This window comes from Novipirellula rosea (assembly GCF_039541335.1).
Lineage (GTDB): Bacteria > Planctomycetota > Planctomycetia > Pirellulales > Pirellulaceae > Novipirellula > Novipirellula rosea.
The window spans coordinates 175,253-195,807 of record NZ_BAABGA010000120.1; the positions used below are offsets into that span (position 1 = coordinate 175,253).

General features: G+C 54.9%; 14 protein-coding genes. 9 read left to right on the forward strand and 5 right to left on the reverse strand.

Translation table 11 applies throughout. From position 1 onward, the window contains the following. Positions 1-87 precede the first annotated feature (87 nt). Positions 88-1,059, forward strand: coding sequence for a ferredoxin--NADP reductase (locus ABD971_RS32995; RefSeq protein ID WP_339936113.1), 972 nt, complete (start codon positions 88-90; stop codon positions 1,057-1,059). 173 nt (positions 1,060-1,232) lie between these two features. Then, entirely contained in the window at positions 1,233-2,525 is a 1,293-nt protein-coding gene (locus tag ABD971_RS33000; protein ID WP_339936618.1) for a glucose-1-phosphate adenylyltransferase, read from the forward strand. A gap of 279 nt (positions 2,526-2,804) precedes the next feature. On the opposite strand, the gene ABD971_RS33005 is transcribed toward ABD971_RS33000, so the two are convergent. After that, entirely contained in the window at positions 2,805-4,796 is a 1,992-nt protein-coding gene (locus ABD971_RS33005) for a cytochrome c3 family protein (RefSeq protein ID WP_345327927.1), read from the reverse strand. Between the two features lie 882 nt (positions 4,797-5,678). On the opposite strand from ABD971_RS33005, the gene ABD971_RS33010 reads away from it, so the two are divergent. Both ABD971_RS33010 and ABD971_RS33015 read left to right on the forward strand, forming a co-directional pair. Then, positions 5,679-5,867, forward strand: a complete 189-nt coding sequence (locus tag ABD971_RS33010; RefSeq protein WP_339936117.1) for a hypothetical protein — start codon at positions 5,679-5,681, stop codon at positions 5,865-5,867. A gap of 67 nt (positions 5,868-5,934) precedes the next feature. Then, positions 5,935-7,167 (forward strand): DUF1559 family PulG-like putative transporter, encoded by a 1,233-nt coding sequence (locus ABD971_RS33015; RefSeq protein WP_339936119.1) that lies wholly within the window; start codon positions 5,935-5,937, stop codon positions 7,165-7,167. A 382-nt stretch (positions 7,168-7,549) separates the two neighbouring features. On the opposite strand, the gene ABD971_RS33020 is transcribed toward ABD971_RS33015, so the two are convergent. Then, the gene (locus ABD971_RS33020) at positions 7,550-8,200 is read right to left on the reverse strand and encodes a dual specificity protein phosphatase family protein (RefSeq protein ID WP_345328517.1); all 651 of its coding nucleotides are present in this window, start codon (positions 8,198-8,200) and stop codon (positions 7,550-7,552) included. Positions 8,201-8,229: 29 nt separating this feature from the next. Then, entirely contained in the window at positions 8,230-9,135 is a 906-nt protein-coding gene (locus ABD971_RS33025; RefSeq protein WP_345327928.1) for a helix-turn-helix domain-containing protein, read from the reverse strand. A 432-nt stretch (positions 9,136-9,567) separates the two neighbouring features. Between ABD971_RS33025 and ABD971_RS33030 the strand changes: the two genes are divergently transcribed. Both ABD971_RS33030 and ABD971_RS33035 read left to right on the forward strand, forming a co-directional pair. Next, positions 9,568-10,701, forward strand: a complete 1,134-nt coding sequence (locus ABD971_RS33030) for a sigma-70 family RNA polymerase sigma factor (protein ID WP_345327929.1) — start codon at positions 9,568-9,570, stop codon at positions 10,699-10,701. A 111-nt stretch (positions 10,702-10,812) separates the two neighbouring features. Further along, on the forward strand, positions 10,813-12,231 hold the full coding sequence (locus ABD971_RS33035; RefSeq protein ID WP_345327930.1) for a TIGR01777 family oxidoreductase: 1,419 nt from the start codon (positions 10,813-10,815) through the stop codon (positions 12,229-12,231). Positions 12,232-12,237: 6 nt separating this feature from the next. On the opposite strand, the gene surE is transcribed toward ABD971_RS33035, so the two are convergent. After that, on the reverse strand, positions 12,238-12,957 hold the full coding sequence (gene surE, locus ABD971_RS33040; RefSeq protein ID WP_345327931.1) for a 5'/3'-nucleotidase SurE: 720 nt from the start codon (positions 12,955-12,957) through the stop codon (positions 12,238-12,240). Beyond that, entirely contained in the window at positions 12,954-14,021 is a 1,068-nt protein-coding gene (locus ABD971_RS33045; RefSeq protein WP_345327932.1) for a DegT/DnrJ/EryC1/StrS family aminotransferase, read from the reverse strand. The genes surE and ABD971_RS33045 overlap by 4 nt, the downstream gene beginning before the upstream one ends. Positions 14,022-14,340: 319 nt before the next feature. On the opposite strand from ABD971_RS33045, the gene yajC reads away from it, so the two are divergent. The 3 genes from yajC to ABD971_RS33060 all read left to right on the forward strand — a co-directional run bounded on the left by yajC (position 14,341) and on the right by ABD971_RS33060 (position 20,398). Further along, the gene (yajC, locus tag ABD971_RS33050) at positions 14,341-14,781 is read left to right on the forward strand and encodes a preprotein translocase subunit YajC (RefSeq protein WP_339936131.1); all 441 of its coding nucleotides are present in this window, start codon (positions 14,341-14,343) and stop codon (positions 14,779-14,781) included. 125 nt (positions 14,782-14,906) lie between these two features. After that, on the forward strand, positions 14,907-18,113 hold the full coding sequence (gene secD / locus ABD971_RS33055) for a protein translocase subunit SecD (RefSeq protein WP_345327933.1): 3,207 nt from the start codon (positions 14,907-14,909) through the stop codon (positions 18,111-18,113). Positions 18,114-18,196: 83 nt separating this feature from the next. After that, entirely contained in the window at positions 18,197-20,398 is a 2,202-nt protein-coding gene (locus ABD971_RS33060; RefSeq protein ID WP_345327934.1) for a M28 family peptidase, read from the forward strand. The last annotated feature ends 157 nt before the right edge of the window (positions 20,399-20,555 follow it).

Consider the following 20,555-nt stretch of genomic DNA (forward strand, 5'->3'; position numbering starts at 1 on the left):
GATCCAAGGACGGCTTAATGTCACGAATTGAGTCGCTAATCCCCATTTAGGGTGATTCCCTTCAATATTCACGGTGGAGAGTTCGCATTGAGTGAGACGATTGACTCGGGGCCCCTGACAGCCGAGCAGATCCGCAGTTTGCAGGAAAAGCATTACAACGCGACGATCATTGAGCGAATCGACTCTCACTCAGACTTGAGCCGATTTCGTATCCGTCCTGATTCCCCGTTCGGCCCTTTTGAACCGGGACAATATGTCACCTTGGGACTGGGCAACTGGGAGCCACGGATCGCCGGGACTCAGCGAGAAGTGCTGCCCTTTAGCAAACAATCCAAAGTGGTTCAGCGAGCCTATTCGATCTCGTGTCCGATGCTGGACCACCTGGGGAATCTGACGTCGGTCAACTCGGTCGATTATCTCGAGTTCTACGTCACGCTGGTGCGCAAAGCCGATTCGGTCGACAAGGGGCCTCCCGCGTTGACGCCGCGATTGTTCCAGCAACAGGTCGGCGACCGATTGATGATCGGAAAAAAGATCGTCGGCCATTACACGCTTGGCCCCGAGATTCGTCCGGACGAGACCATTTTGATGCTCGGCACCGGAACGGGCGAGGCACCGCATAACGCGATGGCGACCGAGTTGTTGGTGAACAACCATCGCGGCCGGATCGTCAACGTGACCTGCGTTCGCCATCGCAAGGATTTGGCTTACGCGAAACAACACGCTCAACTGATGGATACCTTCGGCAACTATTGTTACTTGCCTGTGACCACACGCGATCCTGAAAACCTCGATCCGCATCATCCTCGTTACGTCGGCAAACAATACATTCAAGAACTGTTTGTGTCGGGACGCCTGGCCGAACTTGCGGGCGATCCGCTGGATCCGAAACGGACGCATGTTTTTCTGTGTGGCAATCCTGCGATGATTGGCTACGTACCGCCGGGGGCCGAGCCGCCAGTGGATCCTGGGATGATCCCCTTGTTAAAACATGCCGGTTTTCAAGACGCTCACGATTATCACGGACCTGGATCGATTCGTTTCGAGAAGTATTGGTAAACCCAACGTGAATAACACTTCGCGCCCGCAGTAGAGCAGGTTAAAAAACGAGTCTCCCCCCTTTTCCCACTTCACTCTTCGAAATCACGAAAACAGTGCGACAGCGATTTGCGTTTTGGGGCGACAGGGCACCTGCCACTTAGAAGCTTTTCTTACTTGGATTAACTACGAGAATTGTCATGGACCTAAAAAATACGATTGCTTTGATTCTGGGTGGCGGTCGCGGAACTCGCTTGTTTCCGTTGACGAAAATCCGCGCCAAACCCGCTGTCCCCTTGGCCGCCAAGTACCGCTTGATCGATATTCCGATCAGTAACTGTATCAATAGCGGACTGAATCGCGTTTACGTGCTGACGCAGTTTTTGTCGGAAAGCTTGCACCGTCACCTGCGACAAACCTATCACTTCGATCACTTTAGTGGCGGGTTTGTCGAGCTGCTGGCTGCCCAGCAAACCGTTGACGAGTCGACCGATTGGTACCAAGGGACCGCTGACGCGGTGCGAAAAAACTTGGTCCACCTCGAAGAGGACTGGATCGAACATGTACTGATTCTGTCGGGTGACCAACTGTACCGCATGGATTTTCGCGACATGCTGCGGACGCATATCGAATCCGGCGCGGATGCCACGATCGCCGGGATCCCAGTTTCGCGAGACGATGCGTCGTCGCTGGGAATCATGCAGGTCAACGACACCGGACGTGTGACCGGGTTTGTCGAAAAGCCTCAAACCGAAGAAGAGTTGGCGACGGTACGCATGGATCCCGCCTGGATTGACGCTCGCGGCGTCGAGAGCCACGGTCGTGACTGTTTGGCCAGTATGGGGTTGTACATTTTCAACAAGTCCGTGATGGTCGATCTGTTAAACGAATCTTCGCACGAAGATTTCGGCAAGGGGATCTTCCCACAATCGCTGCAATCGCACAAAGTCCAAGTGCATTTGTTTGATGGGTATTGGGAAGACATCGGAACGATCCGGGCGTTCTACGAAGCCAACTTATCGCTCGCGGGTAAGGCGCCGCCGTTTGAACTTCGCGATCCCAACGCACCGATCTACAGCCGCCCTCGCTTCTTGCCGCCGACCATCATGGGCGATGCACATATCGAGTCGAGTTTGATCGCCGACGGTTGCCGCATCGGTGACAACGTGACAATCAAAAACAGCGTGATCGGGCTGCGGACCGTGATCGGCGACAATGTCACGATCAAAGATTCGGTAGTCATGGGCGCCGACGACATCGAATGCGAAAAGACCGAGCTTCCTGCAGGCGTATTGCCGATGGGGATCGGCAGCGGTAGCGTGATCGAGGGAACCATCCTCGACAAAAATTGCCGCATTGGTGAAAACGTCAAAATCACCAACCAAGCCGGAGTGGAAAACCAAGGCGAAGACGAACCCTTGCAAATTCGCGACGGCATCTCGATTGTGATCAAGGAAGGCCAGATCGAATCGGGACACCAAAGCTAAGGATGTGGAGTTGAGACGCCCGTGGAGGCTCGAGTCCTGCTCGGTCGCATCTCAATTCCTCTCGCCAACCGTTCGATTTTAAAAGGGTTCGCTGTGACATACGGTGAGCCCTTTTTTCATGGACTCGCTAAAACGCCTTTGCTACTTGCCGCGTCAAACGGTGGGGGCATTCCTTGCTGCTCTGCATTGGGCGCTAGCCGCAGGCCTCCTATTAACCGCGATTTACCGAGCGGCGACCCCGGTGCTAACGCGTTCGGTTCACGAACAGGGACAACCGAATTAATGATTGACTCGATGGGTGAGGAATTCAGCAATATCGACCATCATTCGTGATAGCTCTGGATTCGTTTGACGGTACAGGATCGAAAGTGATCGATAGGGCAATGGGTATTCGTTGTTGACGTGAACGGCTTGGCGAAACGCCATCTCGGCACCTAGGAAATCTTGTTGCTTTCCAAGACATAAACCCAAATTGTAAAAGTCGCTTGCCGAGCGGCGTCCTGTGGTCAACCGTTGGTAATACGTTTTCGCGTTTGCAATGTTGCCGGAGTCAAAATTCCAAGCTGCTAATACCTCCCATGCACGCAGCTGGTCACGGCGTGAAATCGACGCATTCGCCAAAGCCTTGGTCGCATACGATCTCGCTAATTCCCATGTCGTTGCGGTCTCGTCTTGTGTCATGTCGACGAACAACAATTTTTGATAGGCGAGTTGTGCCAAGACAACATGAATTGACGAGTCGTCTACATGCTCTGCCGCATAGCGAGACAACGATGCTAATAATGAATCCAGCTCCGCCATCCGCTCGGATTTTCCTTGGCTCGTCAAATCATTCAGCAACCGAAGTGAATTCGCGAGCAGATCCGATCTTGTTGTGCTGTCCCGTTCCTCGCCATCCGATTCCGGAGGTGCAATTCGTCGTACGCTCGGATCGTCGACATGTTCTCGTTGCTCGCCCGTCGCGGTCGAAGCATCTTGCGTCGCGTCTTGACGATGAATTCCGATACGGTGATTGGTCGTTGCCGAGTGGACAACCTCGCTCGTGATCGCGGGCATGTGGCAAGCCACGCAGCGGTCTTGTTCGTCACGAATGCGGACTTCGTGGGGAACCGAACACGCATCGTCGGTGTGACACTGTAAACATTGCTGTTTACGAAGTGCATCTAACTCGGTTGGCTTCGGCGTGTGATGCGGATCGTGGCACGTGATGCAAGTGAGTGCGTCCGATCCGAGATAGCACTTGCTTTGCCAAAGTTGTCCGAAATGCCCAACAAAGACCTCTTCGGAATTCGGTTCTTGTGAAGAGAACTCATAAATCCTGCGGTAATCGGCTAGGTCGTCGCCGGGACGGTAATCCCAAATGGTACGGTCACTCGCATCAACGACTTCGTCGCCCTGCAGATGACACTGGGCACATATCGATTCTTGCGCGTTCCGGCTCAAATTGGTCGGATTTTTGATCGGATCGTCTGCGAGGTGCACGGAGGCATCTGAGGACTTTTGCGTTTGATAGTGAGCGACGTGGGTCGATCCTGGACCATGGCATCGCTCGCACCCGATCGAGAGTTCATTGATAACGGGGCGAAACGGGTCGCTGCTTTTTTTCAAGCTACCGACATGGCAGAAAAGACAGTCGTCATCAATCACCCGGGTCATGCCGAGATGGTGGGGGACATCGTATCCAGGTGACATTTCGTAGGCTTGAGGAGCTGTGTAAAACGCGAGGGGGGATTGCAGCAAAAAGCCTTGATCACGAAGCAAGAACGCTTGAGCGAAGTGGCCGCTGCCCATTACAAATTCAATGGGATAGTCGCCTGCTTCGAGACGTCTTTCTGGCTTCTTTGGATCGCGATCGGTGGGGGCAGGCAGCAGAGTCTGTTTGTGCCAGGTCTGTGAATTCTTTTGGTAAACTTCGAACAACCGATTGCTTAAGTCGTGAGCCACTTTAACGTCCGTGTTCAGGTCGACATCGTCGACGCGTCGCAGCGAACGGCTGTGATCGGTTTCCTGATAGCTCTCAAATCGATCGCGATGACAGGTCCCGCAAGTCTCGGACCCGACAAAACCTTGCGGAAGAAGCTCCGGTGCCGGGGGACGCTCGGTTGATTGGCGACGCTCGGTTGTCAATCGCGAGGGCGTTTCGATCGTGTTTTCCTGAGCGGAAGGCCCGGGTGGTGGCGTCGAGATGACCGCTTGCCGAAGCCAAAACGCTCCCACCATTAGCACGACGGCGACCCCTAACCAGAGAGCGAACTTATTGGGGAGCTGCATGTTTTTGCACACCTCTTGCTGGCAGTACCAAGCAAATGGGAAAAATCACGTTTCTATACCACGCTGAATGTTCTTCCTAGCTGTTTCTTCAATCAAACGGGCGTAGGTCGGCCAGCTTTAAATGTCGGGGACGAGGCTACGAGTCCCAGCTTTGAACGTAGTGGACGAGGCAACGAGTCCCAGCTTTAAACGTAGTGGACGAGGCTACGAGTCCCAGCGACTTAGTGGCACGACGGGACTCGTCGCCTCGTCCACCACAGAGAAAACACTTCCCGCGTGATTTGTAACAAAACTGGAATCACGAAGTTATTTGCGAACAGTACCTAAACCGATGTCTGTGAACGAATCAAAACAGATCGCTAGTGACAATGGCTAGGGAAGTGAGACCATAGTGTCTAGGACGAAAGGTCAGTGTAGCGAATGGCGATTGCTGTCGTCTTGCAAAGCGTGCTTTGCAACTCGAGCGGGTGGGAACAGGCAGCGATTTGTTGGGCAATTCGATGTGCATCTTTGCACAGTCCGTTATCAAAACCGGGTGTCTGCGAAGACAGATCAAGCAGTTTCGTCTTTTAGCTTGGTCTCATTCCCAACGGAATGCGGCATTTTTTAATCACATGCCACTTCGACCCTTCGCTGCTTTGTTTGTCCAGAAATGAGACAGTTTTAAGAACGAGCGAACGTCTTGTCACCGCGATCCTATCCGCTGTTTTGCCTGGCACCTATCCGGCTGACAACATGCTTTAGGCGAGACATAGCTCTCGAGTCATTGAGCTCTAAAAATCCGCGAACTTTGCTGATTGACATTTTAAGATTCCATTCTCACAATGCGCTCGCTGACATCAATTTGTAACTCTTTTGTCTTTATCCGGAAGTTGTCTCAGAATGCAAAAGTTTCTTTTCTGTTTTCTCTTATTTCTCCCTCTTGTTTCAGCCGTAGGTTGCTCCGATGGTCAGCCTACTGTGATCGTCGATGATCGGTCCGAAGAGGCCAAGCAGCAAGAACTCGATGACTACGACAAGCAAATGGCGGAAGACGCCAAAAGTTACGAGAAGCAGCAAAAAGGCAAATAGTTCATAGCTGTCTTTTCCTTTTCAACTTACACTTTTCATCATTTTTTACTTTCTTTGGAGATGAGCAATGCAGGTCCAATCGCGGTACTGTCTGGTTTCAAAAAAACGGCGTGACGGGTTCACGCTAGTTGAGCTATTGGTGGTGATAGCCATTATTGGTGTATTGGTCGGGTTGTTATTGCCAGCGGTTCAGGCTGCTCGCGAAGCTGCTCGCCGCATGAGTTGCAGCAACAATGTGAAGCAAATCGGACTCGGGCTTCACAACTACCACGCCGCCTACAACAAGCTGCCCATGCAGCAGGGCGGGACTTACGTCGGAGTCATTGGGGGGCCAAACGGCAGCGGCGCTAACTCTGGCGGAACCTCGCGAACCGATGGAAACAATCGTTTTCGTCTCTCGTTTTTGATTGGGGTTCTTCCTTTCATCGAACAGCAATCGTTGTGGGAGCAAATCTCTAACCCGATGGCCGATGGCGGCACGCCCTCGTGGCCAGCGATGGGGCCAGCTCCTTGGACGACCGCTTACAAGCCGTGGATGACCGAGGTGCCCGGTTTTCGTTGCCCAAGTGATCCAGGTACTGGATTGCCTGCGATGGCACGAACCAATTACGTCGCTTGTCTCGCAGATGGCACGCACCGATGTGATACCGGAGCTGCTAATTTTGACACCACCAACAACAAGTGGTATTCGCAAGAGAGTGTCTCGCTGGCTAATCGCGGGATCTTTGTTCCCCGCAAAGCAACCGGCTTCCGTGACGTTCTTGATGGACTCGCCAATACAATCATGGGCGGTGAAATTGCAACGGACTTGGGTGATCGTGATGTGAGAACCAGCGCCCGACAAAGTGTCGGTTGGGGTTCGATTCACAACGCCAGTCCGACTCTTCCTCTGGCCGGAGAGATTGACCCCGCGCGTCCTCAATTTTGGGCTCAGTCGACAGGGAATATTCTTGGCGGTAACTCCACTCGTGGAGGACGATGGGCCGACGGTGCTCAGTTGTATACAAGCTTTACAACCATTCGTCCGCCAAATGGTCCCATGTATTTGGGAGGTGGTGACTCGTCGAGTGGACACTCCACTGCGTCAAGTCGGCATCAAGGTGGAGTGCATGTTCTGATGGGTGACGGTGCGGTTAAGTTTATCACCGACTCGATCGAAGCTGGTAACCAGAATTCGCCGACGCCCTACAACACCGACAACGACACCACTGCTCCGATCGCGGGCGCGATGAGTCCGTTTGGGCTCTGGGGTGCGTTGGGGACTCGAGCAAGCAAAGAGACAATCAACGCTGAGTTTTAGTGATTGCTAAATCTGTTATCGCTAGTGTGAATCGTTCCACATGTCGCGGTTCAGCTGCATCACATTTTCTCTGTGGCCACCGCCGCCATGAGGCTGCGGGAGCGAGTTTTCGGGGTGTCAGCTCGCGTTGATAGGCCCCGACGTCATGCGGCGGTTCGAGATTGACGGGAAAATCTTCCGTCTGGCATCGGGCCGCTGCGTGTGATCAGGTGCGTGTGGTCAGGTGCAAGTGTGGTTGAAATGAAGTCGCTGCCGATCGGCGCGAAGGCATTTCGGGAACTCATTACCGAACCAGGCGATTGTGGGACTCGGATTCTGCCATCGATGAAGGAATCGATCGATTAGGATCGAACGTTTTCTCTCGAGCGTCGGTCTGCGACGTTCACACGCCCCAGCGTTCGGCAAACTGTTGAACGACGGGACGCTGCCCCAGTCGTGGATTGATATGAGGACGTGCGGCCAACAGCGTCGTCTGGGCTTCGCTGATCGACAGTCCTCGGTGTTTGATCAACCAGCAAATCGCCACGGTTGCACTTCGTGCGCGACCGGCTTTGCAGTGGATATAGACTTTGCCCTGATCCTCGACATGCCTTTGGACAAACTCGACCGCATTACAAACATCCTCGAACAGCGGATGCGTGAAATCGGTTGTTGGCATATGGAATTGTTCAATTCCAAATGTCTCATAGGCTTTTAAGGGCCCTGGATACTCTTCGCACGTGTTGACGACCGCGCGGACCCCTTCGGCCGACAGTCCTGGAACGTCGCGGGCAAACGGGTAAGCCCCGACGATCACGCTGGGATCGATATAGTCCCACCAGCGTCGCACTCGCAAGATTCGCCCGAGCGTATAGTTCCAGGCCAAGGTCGGGTAAAACACCGAGCGTGCATACAATCGTTGCCGCACCGACGCGGCGATGCGAGCCGCAGGCGTTTCGTCCCGATTGGATCCCGCCAAATCTTGAACCGGCTCATTGGAGGCTTCGGAGTCACGTGACCATTCGTTATCACTTGGCATCGCATCACTTGGCATCGCGTTCACTCGGCATCACGTTGGGATGTTCAACGTCGAAGACTTAGTTGCATCATCGCTACTAATTCGACGAATTGACGCAAGTTATCGCAATGAGCGGTGTAGCGTAACCGTGGCCGAATGTCATCACAGAGCGCTCGGCCGCCCACTAGCAGCGGAATGTGCTCGCCGAGATCGGCCGCCAGTTTGGTTTCTTGGGCGATAAATGCAGCGGCGTCGGACATCGCGGAAACGCTCAACCAAACCAGATCGGTTTGATAGTCATGGGCAGCCTGTGCAAAGCTTTGCAGCGGCAAATGGTTCCCCAGACAAACCGAGTTCCAGCCCAATTCGCGAAGAGCCAACTGCACTAACAGCATCGGCAATTGGTAGTGGTCTCCCTCTGGGGCCCCACCCACGGCGGTCAACGCGGCGGATTCGGGGGGCGGCAATGTCGCGATCAATTCGGTGATCAACCGATGGGCAATCCCACAGGCTCGCCGCTCTTGGTAGACGTCCAGTTCGTTGCTGCACCATGCTTCGCCGAGTCCGTGCATCGCGTCGGCGATCAAGAGTTCGGCGATTTCGGCACAGGTCTGCCCCCGCTCTCTCTGGCGGCGTTTGATCTGGAGTTGGAGGATTTCCCGGCATGTTGGTTCATCACCGACCGCCATAGCGCTGCGGAAATGACGCTGGTAATCGGTTTCAGCGCCAGAAATCTCTGGTTTTCGGCATGACAACAGTGCAGGAAGCCCCAGCACGTCCGGATTAACCAACGCACGATCGGCCTGCGTGAGAAAGGTTTGCAGCCCATCGAGTGCGATTCGCCGGTGGCCACCGACAGTGCGAATGGTCGGAATGGTGCCACGATCGCACCATCGCTTGACCGAGGATTCGCTGACCTGCAGTGCATCGGCGACTTGCTTTGGCGAGTAATGAGGTTGTCGAACAGCCACGGGATCAGGTTCCAGGAGGGCAATTGTTGAATTGCGAACAATGACCGGAGTTGAGCAAAAAACGTCCACGCCGAATTCGTTTTGAACGTTTCGAACGTTTTTCGTTCAACTTCCGAGTCGCCAGTGATTGTAGAAGTCGGGCAAAATTCGCCAACAGCCCAATGCGATCCGAATCGATAAATAACGTTTGTTTTCGTGCATTCCTGGGCGGGGCCAAGGAATTTGCCGGCTTTCAGATGTTTTCTATGTTGTTTCTGCCTTTGGGGCTCGGTATAACGAAGTGAACGATTTCGTCGTGCAAAACGTGCATGCGAGGCGGTGGGTCATTTTGGCCTGCACTTTGCGTTACGTGCCTCGGCCCCGCCCGTTTCGCTCGCAATCGAGTTCACCTGCGGTCGCCAACCCAATCAAATTTCAACCCCTGTGATCCTTATGACTACCTCGATTTCGATCTCAAGCGAGCCCGTGGGTTCCGAACTAGCGGTCGCGAAAATCCGACACCAAGCCAACTCGTCTGGGGGCGAATCGGCTGCCGATGCCATCCGCCATGAGGATGAACCGGCAGTGATCCCAGCACGAGCTGGGGGCTGGATCCGGGCCAGCGAATTGGCGGCGGCGTTGACCGCGATCGAGCCGTACTTGACCGATTACGAGGCGATGGAAAAAGACGAGCTGGTTCGCCGTACCAAAATTCAACTTCGCCACGAGATCAGCTTCATTGGCAACAAAGAATTCGCAGATTCAAAGCGGGGCGAGGTTGTGTTTGCATCGCCGCTAGAGCTTGCGGAGCCCAAGACTGCGGCGGGGGCACGGATCGTGTCTCGCAGCGGTTCGGATCTGCCGATTCACCTGGGGCGTTTGTGTGAGGCGCCGCTGTTGAAACCCGAGCAAGAGGTGATGTTGTTTCAGCGGATGAATTTTTTGCTGCATCAAGCCGCAGTGCATCGTCGTCTGCTGAACCCCAAACGCCCGTCACGCGCCCGTTTGGCCTTAATTGAACGCTTTATCGCCTTGGCCCATTGGCACCGCGATCGGATTGTCGAAGCGAATTTACGTCTTGTATTTTCGATCGTCAAAAAGTTTGTCAACGGCAACAATCCGTTTGACGAGCTGCTTAGCGATGGAATCGTAGCGTTGATTCGAGCCGTCGAAAAGTTTGACTATGATCGTGGCTTTCGTTTCAGCACTTATGCAACGCAAGTGGTGCGGCGGAACGCGTACCGCACCGTGGTGCTTAATCAGCAGGAGCGTCAAAAGGTGATGGGCGGTTTGCAGGACATGAATCTGGAATTGACCGATGAAGGGTCGGAATCGTCCATCAGCGAAACGCGGTGGCACGAACTGCGTCGCCGCTTGGCTGAAATGCTGGATGAGCTCGATCGCCGAGAAAAGCTGATCATCCGGGCTCGTTTCTCGCTGGGGCCTCACCGCAAAGTTCGCACGCTGCAGGCGTTGGCCGATCGACTCGGGATCAGCAAGGAACGGGTCCGTCAACTCGAAAGCCGGGCGATGGAGAAGCTGCGTTTGATGGCAAGTGACGTGTGTTTGGCGGAACTCGAAAGCTAGTTTGCGTCCCCCAAGACATCGCCGCGACGTTACGATGACACGATTACCGCTGTGTTATTGCGGCGACCACCGAGACACACGTGTTGCACACCAAGAGAAACTTCATCGCTCATGGGCCAGAAACGTCACTATCGCGTCACCACCCCGCTTCCCGTCTCGGTCGCGGACGCATTTGCTTATCACGAACGCCCCGGTGCCCTGCAGCGTCTGACCCCGCCCTGGGAAAGCGTTTCGTTGGAATCAAGCGACCAGAGTCTGCATGTCGGCAGCGAGGTGGTTTTAAAAACAAGGTTTGCCGGAGTTCCGCTTCGCTGGGTTGCTCGGCACACCGAGTACGATCCGCCGCGGCATTTTGCCGATTCGCAAGTGTCAGGTCCTTTTGCTAGTTGGAACCATCACCACGAATTCCGCGAACGTGTGGGAGCTCAGCCCGAATCGGGCGCGTCGCTAACCGATTTGGTTGAATACGAATTGCCCATGGGGGCCTTGGGCGATTTCTGTGGCAGTTCAATCGCCCAGCGCAAAATTGAATCGATGTTCGCGTACCGCCACCGGGTGACGGCGGATGATTTGCAGTTGATCGCCCGCTATCGGTCCGCCCCACTTCGTTTTGCGATCTCAGGCTCGAGCGGATTAGTCGGCTCGAATCTGACGCGTCTACTGACATTGCTGGGACACCAAGCGACTCCGATTGTGCGATCCAAGGATCATTCGAGCTCGGACGAGAACGATTGTGCGATTGCCGCTTGGAGTGACGCCAGCGAGATTGAAAAGTTTTCTGACGTCGATGTCGTTGTGCATCTGGCTGGCAAGTCGATCGCCGGAGGGCGTTGGAGCGAGCAGGTCAAGCAACAGATCCGTGACAGCCGTGTGGTCAAAACACGCCAACTTTGTGAATCGCTCGCAACGCTCAAGCGTAAGCCAAAAGTCTTGATCTGCGCTTCCGCAACCGGGATCTACGGTGACCGTGGCGACACGGTGCTCGACGAGTCTTCGAGCCCCGGGGACGACTTTCTCGCCGACGTTGCGAGCGAATGGGAGGCCGCTTGCCAGCCTGCGATTGACGCGGGAATTCGTGTCGTCAATGCGAGATTCGGGTTGGTGCTTTCGGTGGCGGGAGGAGCACTGGAGAAGATGTTGTTACCGGCCAAGATGATGGGCGGCAAACTAGGCAGCGGAAATCAGTGGTGGAGCTGGATTGCACTGGATGATGTGTTGGGGGCAATCTACCACTGCGTGCAAAGCGAGGGTGTTTCCGGGCCAGTAAACTTCGTTTCGCCCGAGCCCATCACGAACGCCGATTTCACCCGTGTTTTGGGACGCGTTCTGAACCGGCCGCCGTTGTTTCCTGCGCCCGCGTTTGGGCTGCGATTGGCGCTTGGCGAAATGGCCGACGCCTTGTTGTTGGCCAGCACCCGAGTCGTTCCCCGAGCGTTGCAACAGTCCGGTTACACGTTCCGCTTCAGCGAGCTCAAGTCCGCACTGCGTTACTCGATTGGGCGGGATCGTTTGCAGTCGGAAGCTTTGTAAAACGCGTTAACCTAGATGACGATCCAAACGGATGTCCGAGAGCGTGATGGCGCCGCCAAAGCACTGTTCGACATCCAGTCCCGGTTTCCGCGGTCGTCCATGGAAATCGCTTTCGAAATGGATCTCCGATTCACGATGATGTGCCGTGCGTGTCATCGGTTCCCAATCAACATCGCATCGCACCCGTGGCGGTTGTTGGGTCGTGGGATCGATGGCAGGCAGATTAAGGTTCCAAAGCAGCGGAGCATCTTGTCGTTGTCGTGAGGTTTGTAGAAATTCTTCGATCGTTTCTTTAGTCCAGCGAGGGACATGGTCCCACGTTTTCTCGATGTCGGGACGACGGTAATGCGACACCGCGAGCGCAGGGATGCCCGAGATTGCCGCTTCGCGTGCGGCGGCGAACGTTCCGCTGACGTGCAGGTCGACTCCTAGGTTCGCGCCAGCGTTGACACCCGAGATCACCGCGTTGGCTCCCTTGGCCAGCACGCCGAGGCCGGCGCGAACGCAATCCACCGGCGTTCCGTCAATCTGGAACCAATCAGGGCGAACGGATTTGACCGCCAGGGGGCGTCCGGTGGTCACGCTGTGCCCACACTCGCTGCGTCCACGGTCCGGCGCGACGACAATCACTTTGACGTTGTCACCCATCGCATAAAACACCGATTCAACCAATGCAGCCAAACCGGGGGCATCGATCCCGTCATCATTGGTGATCAGTAACTTCATGGGGTCCCTAGTATCTGGCAGAGTTCGAAAACGTCCGATTCGTCGATCAGCAGCGCACGATGATCGAGCACACAAATTTGATTGGCAAGTGCTTCGGCGCGGTCCAGTGGAACCGGTTTGCGGCAGCGCCGCTCGCTAGAACGTGCCATCGAGCGAAAACCATGGCCGATCGGCAGGTGGTGCTCCGCCGCTGTGGCGACGACTTGATTGCGGATTGCCTGCGAATCGGCGCGTAGTGCGAGTTTATAATAGGCCGGTTCGATTCCATCGCGAGTTTCTGCCAAACAGACAAGCGGCGAGTCCATCTGGTTGAGCTGCTGGTGAATTTGTCGAGCGATGCGGTTTCGCTGCTCGTTTTGTTTCCGAAGTTCCGACAACTGGGGCGCCAGCACGCTGGCTTGCAAAGCGCTTAGGGGAAACGCGTCGCTAGGGCGATCGAGCATTCCGGCAATCCGAGCGGCAATCCGGTCATCGCTGGTCAAGATTGCGCCTCCGTTTCCTGACGACAATGGTTTGCTACCGCCGAAGCTAAGAGTCGCCAAATGGCCAAACGATCCCGCCGGCTTTTCGTTGACCCTCATTCCGGGGGCCTGGCAGGCGTCTTCGATCAGCACCCAGCCATTTTCGTCACACAAATCGCGTAGCGACGCAATGTCGCAGGCATGACCGTACAGATGGGATGCGATCACCGCGCGAACACGCCCGCTGGCGGCGGCGGCAACCGAATCGATGTCGGGGCCAAAGTTTTCGGATGACACATCGACCAGCACCGGTTTGGCCCCGAGCAATTCAATACAGCGAAAGTTCCCTGGGTAGTCAAAGGCGGAAACGATCACCTCATCGCCGTTTGTCACCCCCGCCGCACGCAGCGAAATTTCGATTGCCGCGGTCCCGCTACAGCACAATCGCACGTAAGTCGCTTCGAAAAACGATTGTATCGCAACAATCAGTGCGTTTTTCGTCTCGCTCTCGTAGCGACCCCAATCTGCCGACTCGATGCAATCGGTCACGGCCCTGGCGATCTCGGGGGTTTGGCGAGGCCAGGGGGGAATCGTGATTGGCATAAAGGTGGCGTGTTAGGGCAGAATGGGGGGGGCGTGTTAGGAGGCAAGGGGCTCGTTTGGGTCGAAGCGGCCCAATTTGGCTGGCAGGAGCACCAGTCGGTTCCGATCCGCTGGGGCCAAGACCACAGCGGGAGACGTGCGAGGCACCAGGAAGTCCGTGTCCGTCACGTAATAACCGCCGTGCTGGGCTTGTGACGTTTTTTTCGCTTCCATATCATGCCGCATTCGCTGACCCAGCCCTAGTGGAGGCTGCGCGGCTCTACTGAGACTCTTTTCAGTAGGGTTACATGATACCGCTGATTGCGTAAAGGACGTGTTTTTGTTTGCTGAATTCTACCCTGGTATCGCTTCAATCGCATCCGAATTGATTGTTTCGACAGTCGCCATTCTGGCTGAAGAGGCGGCTGCGCCCGAGGATTTGAATTGGTTTCAGCAATTATTTAACAATCCTTTTCTGCCTTTTGTGATTCTATTTTTCTTGGCATTTCAGATCTTTATCGCTCCGGAACGCCGGCGAAAAGCAGAAGAGGCCAAGATGCTGTCCACTTTGAAGAAGAATGATCGCGTCGTGACGGCAGGTGGCATTCACGGAACGGTGGTTTCGACCTCGTCCGAGACGAATACGCTGACGCTGCGAGTCGACGATAACAACAACACTCGGATCAAAGTCAATTTCACGGCAATCGCTCGTGTGATCGACCCAAACAAAGAGAATAAGGGATCGGATCACAAGGATGCCGATTCCAAAACGAAGAGCTAGAACCTAATTTACTTCTGCGATAGCTCATGACGCGCTACTCGCACGACTGACGAATCCCTCCTTCGATTCAGAAACCTACGATGGACTGCAATTTCTTTTCCCAATCGTTTTTCGATTCTTTCGTGATGCCGCTTGCCCAAGCGGACGAGCTCGCCGAGCCCGTTAAGGAAGGAATCTCAATCGAACAGTACATTTGGCTCGCTGCCGCGTTGGCTGTTTTGATTGTCCCGTTCATCCTGGGTGGGTGGCTGGCGAAGATGCTGAAGATGCCTAACTACTCGACCCGGTTGGGGTTGGTGTTGTTGGCGATCATCGCAAGCTCGACAGTGCTGATCAACAAACGACCGACTCGCGGTGTTGACTTGCAAGGGGGAACGATCTTGGTTTACGAGATCGACCAGAGCAAAAACATCGGCGAAGATAAAGCGACGGGGCAACGGATCACATCCGAAGACCTCGTTGAGCCGCTTTCACGCCGAATCAACCCCAGCGGTACCAAAGAAATCGTGATTCGCCCTTACGGCGAAAGTCAGATCGAAATCATCGTGCCTGCGAAATCCAGCGGTGAGGGCGATGGCGGCGAATCAAGCGGTGTCGGCGAAGTCGACGAGCTCGATCGTATCAAGCGACGTGTCGAAGAAGCGGGGATCTTGCGATTTGCGATTCTTGCCAATCGCAACGACCATCAACGCATCATCGACTTGGCGATCGAGCAGTCCGAATCGGATAGCCAAGCCGAACGCACCAGCACCGTCGTGATGGACGTGAATGGTGATATCGTTGGTCGTTGGGCACGTGTTGACCAAGAAAAAATTGAAAAACAAGGGGTTCGGCCGCTGCGAGTCAACGTCGGCAATGCGATTGTTCGTAATCCGATGACCGGCCAATTGATCGATCTTCCCGCTTCGGTTCGTGGCGACAACGGCGAAGTTAAAACTGTCAAATGGATGCAGCAAGAAGGTCTCGACAGCATCGAAACGCTGATGATTGTCGATCCCGACTTGGATATCAAAGGGGACGACTTGGCGTTCGCGGCAAGCACGTTCGACCAAAATGGGGCTCCGGCAGTTGCCTTTAACCTGACCGACGAAGGTTCGGGACGCTTCTTTGCTCTGACGACCAACAACGCTCCTGTGGGAACGATGCAGCGACAATTGGGCATCGTCTTGGATGATGACTTGCTGTCCGCTCCGAATATCCTGCAACCGATTCGCAAGGAAGGCCGCATCACCGGCAGCTTTACCAAGGAAGAGGTACAGGATTTGGTTGCGGTTCTGAAAGCCGGGCAATTGCCTGCCGCTCTGACCCCGCAGCCCATCGCCGAAAATCAAATTGACCCGACGCTCGGTAAAGACACGATCAACAAAGGATTCTTTGCGATCGGGTTGTCCTTGAGCTTGGTGCTTGTCTTTATCCTGTTCTATTACCGGTTCGCCGGCGTGGTCGCTTGTATCGCGTTGGTTTTGAACTTGGGAATGATCCTGGGCACGATGGTGCTGATCAACCAACCGCTGACGCTTCCGGGATTGGCGGGTCTCGTTTTGACCGTGGGTATGTCGGTCGACGCGAACGTGCTGATTTTTGAGCGTATTCGCGAAGAGCTCAAGAAAGGTGCGGCGCCTCGTATGGCGATTCGCAACGGTTTTGCTAAAGCAACCGTGACGATTGTCGATGCGAACTTGACCACCTTGATCACCGCGATCGTTTTGTACGCGATCGGAACGGACCAGATCCGTGGCTTCGCGGTTACTTTGATTCTGGGTATTTTGTACTCGATGTTCACCGCGATCTACATGTCGCGAACGTTCTTTGACATTGCCGAGCGTCACGGATTCTTGACCCTTAGCATGTCCGACGGTGTCAGTTCGCTGCGTGGCATGTTCAGCAGCGGTGACAATATCGACTTCATGGGCAAAGGCAAATTCGCATTGGTCGTTTCCACGCTGCTTGTCGTGATCGGAATCACTTCGATCTTCGCTCGTGGTCAAGGCATTTTTGACATCGACTTTGCGGGTGGTTCTTCGGTTCAGTTCCGAGTCGACAAGCCAACTGAGACCGATACGATTCGTAAAATCGTCGGCGAAGTCATGGTCGGCGAAGATGGTCAACCAATTCAGTTCACCGTCAACGGCGTGACCATGGATTCAAGCCCCAATGGAACCGTCTACAAAGTGGACTCGTCGTACGAGCAAGTCGATCAGCTGAAAGATGCGATCTCCGCTGCATTCGCTCAGGACGATAGCGTCAATCTTGTGACCTACAAAATCGACATCTCGCCCGCTGATCCGAAAGCACCGCTCGCTCCGAAGGCGTCTTCGCTGAATTCGCGTGACTCCAATGGAACCAAGTTGGCTGTGTTTTATCCTCAGGACGAAGCGGAAACCGATACGGTGGCTACCGACGAAGATCGTCCTGCAGCCGAAACCACGACGCCATCCATTTCGGATCGCTCGTCGATCGTTTACAGCACGGCATTGATCAAACTTGGCATCGAAGGCGAAGAGGGCGGTGCGGGCATCAATGCTCCGACGTTGGTCGAAACGCTGATGAATGCTGCCAAGGCAGTCAACGTGCCTCTGAACGAACGCGGCATCGAACTCACTCCGATTGGCGAAGGTGCGGATAAGTGGAACACCAAGTCCTCGCTGTCGTTCAGCGAGTGGACTGTGAAGTTGCCGCTGGAATTCGCTCAAGCCGACGCGATTATGGAGCAGATCAAGGATAGTCTTGGCAACAAACCGGTTTGGATTAGCAGCAGCAGCGTCGGTGGCCAAGTCGCCGGCGACATGATCGGACGTGCACTCGGTGCACTGTTCGGCAGTTTGCTGTGCATCATCGGATACATTTGGTTCCGTTTCCAACGTGTGATGTACGGTTTGGCTGCTGTGGTCGCTCTGCTACACGACGTGATTGTCACCCTCGGTGCGATTGCGGTCAGCTACTGGCTCGCTGATGCCCTCGGCTTCTTGTTGATCGACCCGTTCAAGATCAGCTTGACCGTTGTGGCGGCTCTGCTGACGATCATCGGTTATTCGCTCAACGATACGATTGTGGTGTTTGACCGCATCCGTGAAACGAAGGGCAAATCGACTCACCTGACCGGCGAGATGATCAACACTAGCATTAATCAAACTCTCAGCCGTACGTTGCTGACCTCGCTTACGACGTTGATCGTGGTCGTGCTGCTTTACGCTGTCGGCGGAGCTGGGATTCACGCCTTTGCGTTTGCCTTGGTCGTCGGCGTTCTGGTCGGAACGTACAGCTCGATTTTTGTTGCAAGCCCTGTGCTGTTGTACTTGATTCAACGCAACGAAAAGGTCAAGGCTGCGTAGTGCAGCGAGCGAACAATCGTGTCCGGCTCACGTATTAGCAGTCGGACACGTTTTTGGATCGGTTTGGGAAAGGAAGTTGGTCGATGCGTACCCTCGGAGCCGTTTGTCTACTTCTATCCTGTTCGGTCCTCAACACTTCTCTGCTGAATGCGGAAAGCCCTTCGGGAGTAAGATCCCAGGGGCGTTGGCAAGCTCAGCTACGCACCGATGTGGTGCATCTGGCCAGCGATGAGCTTCGCGGCCGCAGCGTCGATGACGACGCGATTCACGTCGCAGCCGATTACGTTGCCGAACGAATGGTCGACAGCGGATTGCGAACAGACCTTTTTCAAGGTTCTCCGTTTCAGCAGCTTGAAATCCCGGTCGGTGCGCGTCCGGGGGCTGCCGAACAGAATTTCGTGCGAATCTTCCGCACGTCGAACGCGCTGGCCGATCCCGCGAGCGAAAGTGATCAGCCCGATTCCAGCGATCTCGATTCCAGCGATCTCGATTCCCGCAGTCTCGATTCCCGCAGTCTCGATTCCCGCAGTCTCGAGGCGGTTCAAATCGATGAGACGCTCTCGGTTGGCATGAACCCGATGTCGATCGGTTCGGCCAAGGGCGATGTGGCAGCGGAGCTGTATTTCGTTGGCTATGGCATCACGGCTGCCGCGTTGGACTACGACGACTACGCCGGCATCGATGTCCAAGACAAAATCGTCGCGATCCTGCGAAAAGAGCCGGGCGTGAACGACGCCAGCAGTCGCTTCGAGGGAACGAAGACCTCGCCGCACGCCTATTTTCAAACCAAAATTGAAAACGCGATCCAGCATGGGGCCGCGGCCGTGATTCTGATCAACGACCCTGGCAGCATCGAAGCGAGTGTCGCCGAGGCCGAGAAAAAACTGACGACGGAACTTAATCGTCTCGAAGCAGTGCGGGAACAGCTCGACCGATTGCCAGCGGAAGCCGAGAACATTCGTGCAACCCTACTGAGCCGAATCTCCGGAATCGAAACGATGATCGCCGGGCTCCGCGACGATGTCGATCAGAAGCGTCGCGGCGTATTGCAGATCGCCGAAGCGGGCGGAACGGTCACCGTTGCCGCCGCTAATCCCGACGATCCGAAATCGGTTGACCGCGATTCGACCGCAACTGAAAAGAAAACGATTCCGGTCGTTTCGTTAGCACGTGATCGATTTGATCTCGCGTTGCAAGCAACCACCGGATTCAGCCTCGCCGAACTCGAATCGAAGATTGATAGCACGTATCGACCTCAAAGCATGCTGCTTCCGGGTTTGACCGCTCACGTCAGCGTCGAGCTCCGATCCTCCAACGCCAGCACCTCGAACGTGATTGGTGAATTGCAGGGCCGAGGTCCGCTGGCCGAAGAGACGGTGGTGATCGGTGCCCACTATGATCACGTGGGGATGGGCGGCTACGGCTCGCTTGCTCCGGGGACCGTCGCGATCCACAACGGTGCCGACGATAATGCCAGCGGGACATCGGCAATGCTAGCAACCGCATCTTTGTTGGTGGAGCGACTCAGCGAGCACAAATCACACCGCCGGGTGTTGTTCATCGGCTTCACGGGCGAGGAGCGTGGGTTGGTGGGGAGCAAATATTATGTGCGTCACCCTCGATATCCGCTCGATTCCACGGTGGCGATGATCAATTTGGATATGGTGGGCCGGCTTCACGACAACGAATTGACGGTTTACGGAACGGGAACCAGTGACGGGTTCGAGCCGCTGGTCGATGGGTTGAACCAACGCTATCAATTTAATTTGATGAAGGTCCCCAGCGGTTACGGGCCGAGCGATCACCAGTCCTTTTACGAGGCGGGGGTGCCTGTTTTATTTTTCTTTACCGGGCTTCACAACGATTATCACCGTCCAAGTGATGATTCCGACAAAATCGATTACGGTGGTCTAACCCGAATAACCGATATGGTTTCTGATGTCGTGTTTGACTTGGCGACCCGCGAGACGCGTCCGCGATATGCCGAAACGGAGAAACGAGTCCAGATCCGCCGACAATTAACGGCGTTTATGGGAGTTTCTTTACAAGATCGAGCCGATCATGTGGTGATTTCAGGATTGACTTCGGGTGGTCCTGCCGAGCGAACTGGCTTGATGCCGGGCGATCGACTCGATCGCTTGGGTAAGAAGTCGGTACGAACGGCAGTGGACGTGTTGGATTTACTTCGCCATCGCTCGCCGGGTGATGCGTTGAAAGTAACGCTGACGCGGAACGGCCAGCCGATGGAGTTCGAGATTCGCTTGGATGCTCGTCCCGGTGGATGACAAGCAAACACAACGTAAAAAACAGAGTAATTTTTTCGGGGTTCGTCAGAACTGTACAGATTAGTCTTTACGGCAATCGGTGTGGCTGGCACAATTCCGAGTGAGTCAGTACTGCGAGTGACAGTTCTGATAGTGTCGGCGTGAATGTCTCGGCGAT

Coding starts and splice junctions, on each gene's coding strand:
- ABD971_RS33005 (WP_345327927.1), bottom strand. CDS start 4,796: ATGCAGCTCCCCAATAAGTTCGCTCTCTGGTTAGGGGTCGCCGTCGTG.
- ABD971_RS33010 (WP_339936117.1), top strand. CDS start 5,679: ATGCAAAAGTTTCTTTTCTGTTTTCTCTTATTTCTCCCTCTTGTTTCA.
- ABD971_RS33015 (WP_339936119.1), top strand. CDS start 5,935: ATGCAGGTCCAATCGCGGTACTGTCTGGTTTCAAAAAAACGGCGTGAC.
- ABD971_RS33020 (WP_345328517.1), bottom strand. CDS start 8,200: ATGCCAAGTGATGCGATGCCAAGTGATAACGAATGGTCACGTGACTCC.
- ABD971_RS33030 (WP_345327929.1), top strand. CDS start 9,568: ATGACTACCTCGATTTCGATCTCAAGCGAGCCCGTGGGTTCCGAACTA.
- ABD971_RS33035 (WP_345327930.1), top strand. CDS start 10,813: ATGGGCCAGAAACGTCACTATCGCGTCACCACCCCGCTTCCCGTCTCG.
- surE (WP_345327931.1), bottom strand. CDS start 12,957: ATGAAGTTACTGATCACCAATGATGACGGGATCGATGCCCCCGGTTTG.
- ABD971_RS33045 (WP_345327932.1), bottom strand. CDS start 14,021: ATGCCAATCACGATTCCCCCCTGGCCTCGCCAAACCCCCGAGATCGCC.
- secD (WP_345327933.1), top strand. CDS start 14,907: ATGCCGCTTGCCCAAGCGGACGAGCTCGCCGAGCCCGTTAAGGAAGGA.
- ABD971_RS33060 (WP_345327934.1), top strand. CDS start 18,197: ATGCGTACCCTCGGAGCCGTTTGTCTACTTCTATCCTGTTCGGTCCTC.